The following is a 6,123-nucleotide window of genomic DNA, read 5'->3' as shown; positions in this document are numbered from 1 at the left end:
CCCGGCGCGCACCAAGGCGCTGCGCGGCGCCGAGATGGCGATGATCTTCCAGGAGCCGATGACGGCGCTGAACCCGGTGCTGACCATCGGGCTGCAGATGGACGAGATCTACCGGGCGCATACGAAGATGCGCGCGCCCGACCGCAAGACCGCCGCCCTTGCCGCCTTCGACAGTGTCAGCCTGCCCGATCCGGCGCGCATCTACGACAGCTACCCGCACCAGCTTTCGGGCGGCCAGCGCCAGCGGGTGATGATCGCCATGGCCCTGGCGCTGAAACCCAAGCTGCTGATCGCGGACGAGCCGACGACGGCGCTGGACGTGACCACGCAGAAGCAGATCCTGCAGCTGATCCGCAAGCTGCAGGAGGAACAGAACACCGCCGTCCTGTTCATCACCCACGACATGGGCGTGGTGGTGGATATCGCCGACCGGGTCTGCGTCATGCGCCACGGCGAAGTGGTCGAGACCGGCACCACCGAAGAGGTCCTGAGCGCCCCGCGCGAGCAATACACCCGCGACCTGCTGGCCGCCGTCCCCTCGCTGACCCCGCGCCCCGCCCGGACGCAGGAGCGCCGCGAGCATGTGCTTGAGCTGCTCGGGGTCGAGAAGGTCTTCGAGTTCCGCTCGCTCCTGAGCAAGCTCATGGGCCGCCCCGGCCACCGCGTGCGCGCGGTGAACGAGGTCAGCTTCCGCCTCGACCGGGGCCGCACCCTGGGCATCGTCGGCGAAAGCGGCAGCGGCAAGTCCACAGTGGCGCGCTGCGTGCTGCGGCTGGAGGATCCGACCGCCGGCGCCATCCTGGTCAACGGCCACGACATCGCCCCCCTGCAGGGCCAGGCCGCCCTGGCCCCGGCGCGGCGCGCGGTGCAGATGATCTTCCAGGATCCCAACCGCTCGCTCAACCCGCGCCTGACCACCGGCGAAAGCCTGATCGAGGGCGCGCTCAACGCCGGTGAGCCGCGCGCCGGGGCCCTGGCCCGCGCGGGCGAGCTGCTGGAGGTCGTCGGCCTGCCCCGCGACGCGCTGACCCGCTACCCGCACCAGTTCTCGGGCGGGCAGCGCCAGCGCATCGCCATCGCCCGCGCCCTGATGATGTCGCCGGACGTGATCGTCGCGGACGAGGCGGTTTCGGCGCTGGATGTCTCGGTCCAGGCGCAGGTGCTGGACCTGCTGGCCGAGGTGCAGGCAAAGCGCGACCTGGCAATCCTGTTCATCACCCATGACCTGCGCGTCGCGGCGCAGATCTGCGACGACGTGATGGTCATGCGACGCGGCGAGGTTGTGGAATTCGGCCCGGCGGGGCAGGTTCTGTCAGACCCGCAACACGACTACACCCGCGCCCTGCTGGAAGCCGCCCCCGGTCGCGACTGGGATTTCGCCAAAGGCCGCCGCGTGACGGAGCCCGCATGATCGCCGCCCATCTCGTCCAGTTCGACGCCACCCCGCTGGAGCCCGCCCGCAACTTCGCCCGGATGGAGGAGTTCATCCACGCCGAGGCCGCGGCGGGCGCCGACCTCATCCTCTTCCCGGAACTCAGCAACACCGGCTATGTCGAGCCGCTGGTGCCCGGTGGCGCCTTCGTCTCTCCCGTTGCCCACTATGGCGCGGCGCTCTGCGATGCCTGCGCCGACCCGGAGGGCGAAGAGATCGCGGCGCTGATCGCGCTGGCAGCCGAGCTGGGCGTCAGCCTCGTGGCCGGTCTCGGCCTGCGTGACGCGCGGCTGGCCGGGGTGATCCACAACGCCTCGGTGCTGATCACGCCCGAGGGTCTGGGCGGCACCTACATCAAGACCCACCAGTGGCAGAACGAAAAGCTGTACTTCACCCCCGGCGACAGCCTGCCGGTCTTTCCCGCGCTTGGCACCCGTCTGGGGATGCAGATCTGCTACGACATCCGCTTTCCCGAAGTGACCCGGACGCTGGCGCTGAAGGGGGCCGAGATCGTGACCTCGGCCTGGGCCTCCTTCGGCACGGATGGCGCGCCGGTGGCGGATGAGGGGCTGTTCCTGCACCGCGCCTATACCCGCGCCGTCGAGAACGGCGTTTTCTTCCTGTCCTGTAACCGCGCCGGGGTGCATGGCGATCAGCGCTTCTTCGGTCGCTCCTGCGCGCTTGGCCCCGACGGCCGCCTGCTGGGCGCGCTGGAGCATGACCGCGAAGACGTCCTGCGCGTCTCGCTGGACCTTGCAGAGGTCGCCCGCTACCGCAGCTTCACCGGGATCTGGGCCGACCGCCGCCCGGCCCTCTACACCCGCGCCCTTGATGAGATCTGAAATGACCGACAGCCCCTGCCCGCCCCTGAGCGATGCCGACTGGCCGGAAGAGATCGCCGACCTGCTGGAGGGCTTCGCCGGACAGCTCAACGTCTACCGCACCATGGCGCACCACCCGGCCCTGCTGCGCGCCTGGGCGCCGCTGCGCCAGCACGTGGTGAAGGACAGCGCCCTGGGTCCGATCCGCTCCGAAGTGGTGATCCTGCGCACCGGTGTCCGGCTAGGCTCGTCCTACGAATGGCAGCAACACGTCAGCCGGGCGCGCAAGCTCGGCATGTCGGATGCCCGCATCGCCGCCATCCGCGAGATGCCCGAGGGCGAGGACGGGCTGATCGTGCGCGCCGTCGACGCCCTGCTGGACGACCGTCACCTGTCACCGCAGCAGGAGGCCGAGCTGGCCGGGGTGATCGGCCGCGCGGCGGTCATCGACCTGATCGCCACCGTGGGCTTCTACTCGGTCCTGGGCTACCTGCTGATGACTTACCGCACCCCTCTGGACAGCAATATCGCCGCCGAGCTGGCGGCCGATCCGGCGCCCTGATCGCCCCCGACCAAGGGCCGGCCAGCGGACAGCATGATGGCCCTCAGGGCGAGCGCGCCGGCGCATTCGGGGGCGCTGGCGCGAATCACGCCCCCCTCAATGCCCCGCCGTCGCCGCCCGATCAGGGCCTCCGCCCGGCGGAAATAAGGCGCAATTGCGGCACCCCCATGGCCCCTTCAAGATGCCCCTATCCCAAGGGATAGGGCCGCCCAGCCGCCTGTCCCAATCCGCGCCGGAAGAGATATCCCGCGTCCCCCAAAGCGCCCCGGATTACCCCCCCGCAGCCCTCCCCCCTCAGGGTTAACGACGGTATGGTTAACTCACACTTTCACAGAGGGAACAGTGACATGAGCAAGCACGAAATCGAACTCGCCAGCCAGCAGAAGAACCGCCGCTGGGTCCGCGCTCAGGCGCTCGAACTGCTCGCCGGTGCCGCCATCTTACTCGCCGTCGTGCATTACCTGGCCTGATCCCCAGGCTGCGAAGGAAACCCCGCCTCGACCACGCGTCGATCGAGGAGAGGGCCCGGACCCGGAAGAGACTGAAGCACGGGTCAGGACAAAAGGACGAAAGATCGCGCAGATCGGCCCGCCGCTTCCGGGGCTGACGCGCAGCGGCAGGCCAGGCGCCGGAAAGCCGCGTAGACAGGCCCAGAGGCCGACACCCCACACAAACCCCATGCTGTATAGCCCGCCGAGACCGGTCGGGATGCCTGCGCCATGGCACGGCCAGCCCGGCGCAGCGCTTCAGAGGAAGCGGGACGGAAGGCAGGGCGTCGGGTCGATCTCTGGCGGGATCTCGTAAATCATCTCGGCCAGGATCCGCCCGGTGGTGGCCGCGAGGGTCAAGCCCAGGTGCCCGTGACCAAAGGCCGTCAGGATGTTCGGCTGCCCCGGCACCGGCCCGATGGCCGGCAGGGTGTCGGGCAGAGAGGGGCGATGCCCCATCCAGCGTTTCGCCCCCTTCGCCTCGAGACCCGGCAGGACGCCGCGCGCATGGCGCAGCATGGCATCCGCCCGCGACCAGCGCGGCGGCGCGGCGAGGCCGCCCAGTTCGACCCGCCCCCCGATCCTGAGACCGATTGCCATCGGCGTCATGTAGTAGCCCTGCCCGGGCAGGCAGATCGGACGCCCCGGCATCACCGAGGGCTCGGGCAGGGTCACGTTGTACCCGCGTTCACTTTCCAGGGGCACGCGCAGGCCAAGTGGCCGGGTCAGCGCGAGCGATTGCGCGCCGCAGGCGATGACCGCGCGATCGAAGGCTCGCGTGCCGGCGCCAGGGAAATGCAGGCAGACACCGGTCTCGGTCGACGAGATCGCCGACACTTCGGTCTGGCGGAACTCGCACCCCCGCGCGCGGGCGTGAGCCGCGAGACGCTCGGTCAGACCGAGAGGATCCAGCGCATGGGAGAGCGCCGGCATCAGCACCCCGGCCTGGTAGTCGCGCGAGACCGCCGGTTCGAGATCCCGCAGGGCCTGTCCCATGACCGGCTCAAAGGGCACCCCGTGGGCGCCCATGACCTGCCAGTCCGGCAATGTGGCATGCATGGCGCGCGGGCTGCGGTAGAGATGCAGCACTCCGCGCGAGACGCGCAGGTCCTCGCACCCCGCCTCCTGCAGGACGCGGTCCCAGTCGGGACGGACCCATTTCATCAGCGCCGCCAGCGCATCGGTGCTGCGGCCAACCCGCTCGGGCTGGCCTTCGCGGATGAATTCCCGCAACCATGGCAAGAGCTTGGGCAGATATCTCAGGCGAATGGACAGCGGCCCGTTGCGATCCAGCAGCATGCGCGGCACTTCGCGGCGCAGGCCCGGGCGCGCCTCGGGCAGCACGGCATAGTCGGCGAAGATCCCGGCGTTGCCCCGCGAGGCGCCCGCGGCGACCCCTTCACGGTCATAAAGCGTCACCTCGGCGCCCTGCGCACGCAGGGCAAGCGCGGCATTCACGCCAATGATCCCCGCCCCGATGATCGCGATCCGCATGGTTCCACTCGTGCCTGACACCTACCTCGGCAAGAGAGAGCAAATCGTCAGCAGATGGAAGGGGGCTGCGGCACGCTGCGGCAAATACGGCACAACCAAAGGCGCAAATCCGCGTGGATCTGCGCCTTTGGCGAAAGTCGGGTCATGCCGTTGGCCTCTCAGGATCAGGCCTCCGGGACACTCGGGTGGCCTCGTCCGCCCGTGTCAGTCGCGCGGCGGCGGTGGTGGGCGTCGTGTCGCGGCCCGGGCCGCCATGCCGGCGGTGACGCCCTGCATCAGCGCCGCAACCAGCTCTGCCGCGAGTCCCCCAGCCAGCGGCGGTGGCGGAACCGCGTGGCGGGGCGGCAGCGGGATCCGGGGACGGCGGCGCGCCATGGCCAGGCAGATCAACCCAAGCCCGAGGTAGAGTGCGCCGATGACCCCGGCTGCGAACAGCGCATCCCGCAGCTCGCTCAGCAGCAGCCAGAGGGCGGCCGTCAGGAAGGCGAGCCCGGGCAGGATCAGGGTGATCCCGGCAAGGGACCAGCCTGCCCGGTGCAGGGCGGTGCGGGTGCGGTAGCCGAAGGTCCCCAACATGCCCGCCTCAGCGGCGCGACAGGAAGAGACCGGCCAGGAAGCCGACGCCACCGGCGACGGCCAGCGCGGTGCCCGGGTTCTCGCGGACGGCACTTTCGGTCTGCGCGTAGGCGTGACGGGCGCGGGCCTCGGTCTCGGCCAGACCGGCCTCGGCGTCGCTGCGCAGCTTCTCGGCGCGGGCCCGGGCTGCCTCGGTCATGCCATCTTTCTGCGCCTGACCGTATGCAGCCAGAGCGCGGGTCAGTTCGGCGACATCGGCGCGCACGGCGTCCAGCTGCTCCTGGATCGCGGCGGCGTCCCCGGCCGGAGCTTTGTCGGAATTACGAGTAGTTTCAGCGGCTTTTGCGGTTGCCATCGGAATATCTCCTGAAGGAATTGCATATGTTCTTCGAAGATCCAACGCATGGCAGCGACTTGGGTTCCCTAGCGTCGATCCCGCCAAATCGCCCAATTGCAGCCCCAATTCAGAGGTATTTTCCCTCTATTGATGCAGCAACACCTCCCAGTTGTCTGTCACGCCGATGTTCAAAATGCCCTTTTCCCAATCCCCTGCCGTCGCACATTCGGCGACCCTCCTGCGTCTTGCGCTGGTGGTCACGATGCTGATGGCGGCCCTTGCGGATCCGGCGGCGGCAAAGCGGGGCGGAAACGGAAACGGTGGCGGCAACCAGGAGGAGGAAGAGGAGGAACCCGTGGAAGCAACGGGTATCACACACGTCATCTACTTCGTGGGCTTCGCCTTTTTCCCTC

General features: G+C 69.2%; 8 protein-coding genes. 5 read left to right on the top strand and 3 right to left on the bottom strand.

What is annotated here, in order from left to right; genetic code table 11:
- The 4 genes from OS124_RS28205 to OS124_RS28200 all read left to right on the top strand — a co-directional run.
- On the top strand, positions 1–1,411 hold a 1,411-nt coding region (locus tag OS124_RS28205), incomplete at its 5' end, for a dipeptide ABC transporter ATP-binding protein (RefSeq protein ID WP_010140272.1).
- On the top strand, positions 1,408–2,274 hold the full coding sequence (locus tag OS124_RS0113680; protein WP_010140271.1) for a carbon-nitrogen hydrolase family protein: 867 nt from the start codon (positions 1,408–1,410) through the stop codon (positions 2,272–2,274). The genes OS124_RS28205 and OS124_RS0113680, both read left to right, overlap by 4 nt.
- A gap of 1 nt (position 2,275) precedes the next feature.
- A complete protein-coding gene (locus OS124_RS0113675; RefSeq protein WP_010140270.1) occupies positions 2,276–2,815 on the top strand; it encodes a carboxymuconolactone decarboxylase family protein in 540 nt (179 codons plus the stop codon).
- A 347-nt stretch (positions 2,816–3,162) separates the two neighbouring features.
- Positions 3,163–3,285 carry a hypothetical protein gene (locus OS124_RS28200; protein ID WP_272941954.1) on the top strand — a complete coding sequence of 41 codons (123 nt, stop codon included), beginning with the start codon at positions 3,163–3,165 and terminating at the stop codon, positions 3,283–3,285.
- Positions 3,286–3,561: 276 nt separating this feature from the next.
- Here OS124_RS28200 and OS124_RS0113665 read toward each other — a convergent pair whose 3' ends face one another.
- The 3 genes from OS124_RS0113665 to OS124_RS24690 form a co-directional block, all read right to left on the bottom strand.
- On the bottom strand, positions 3,562–4,797 hold the full coding sequence (locus tag OS124_RS0113665) for an NAD(P)/FAD-dependent oxidoreductase (RefSeq protein ID WP_010140269.1): 1,236 nt from the start codon (positions 4,795–4,797) through the stop codon (positions 3,562–3,564).
- A gap of 204 nt (positions 4,798–5,001) precedes the next feature.
- Positions 5,002–5,373 (bottom strand): phage holin family protein, encoded by a 372-nt coding sequence (locus tag OS124_RS26125; RefSeq protein ID WP_010140268.1) that lies wholly within the window; start codon positions 5,371–5,373, stop codon positions 5,002–5,004.
- 7 nt (positions 5,374–5,380) lie between these two features.
- Positions 5,381–5,728, bottom strand: a complete 348-nt coding sequence (locus OS124_RS24690) for a DUF883 family protein (protein ID WP_010140266.1) — start codon at positions 5,726–5,728, stop codon at positions 5,381–5,383.
- A 166-nt stretch (positions 5,729–5,894) separates the two neighbouring features.
- Here OS124_RS24690 and OS124_RS24685 point away from each other — a divergent pair.
- Positions 5,895–6,123, top strand: a 229-nt coding sequence (locus OS124_RS24685) for a hypothetical protein (protein ID WP_040607150.1), incomplete at its 3' end; no start/stop codon positions are given.

Source organism: Oceanicola sp. S124 (assembly GCF_000220565.1).
Taxonomy (GTDB): domain Bacteria; phylum Pseudomonadota; class Alphaproteobacteria; order Rhodobacterales; family Rhodobacteraceae; genus Pseudooceanicola.
This window is presented reverse-complemented; position numbering and strand designations above follow the sequence as displayed.

Coding starts and splice junctions, on each gene's coding strand:
- OS124_RS0113665 (WP_010140269.1), bottom strand. CDS start 4,797: ATGCGGATCGCGATCATCGGGGCGGGGATCATTGGCGTGAATGCCGCG.
- OS124_RS28200 (WP_272941954.1), top strand. CDS start 3,163: ATGAGCAAGCACGAAATCGAACTCGCCAGCCAGCAGAAGAACCGCCGC.
- OS124_RS24690 (WP_010140266.1), bottom strand. CDS start 5,728: ATGGCAACCGCAAAAGCCGCTGAAACTACTCGTAATTCCGACAAAGCT.
- OS124_RS0113680 (WP_010140271.1), top strand. CDS start 1,408: ATGATCGCCGCCCATCTCGTCCAGTTCGACGCCACCCCGCTGGAGCCC.
- OS124_RS26125 (WP_010140268.1), bottom strand. CDS start 5,373: ATGTTGGGGACCTTCGGCTACCGCACCCGCACCGCCCTGCACCGGGCA.
- OS124_RS0113675 (WP_010140270.1), top strand. CDS start 2,276: ATGACCGACAGCCCCTGCCCGCCCCTGAGCGATGCCGACTGGCCGGAA.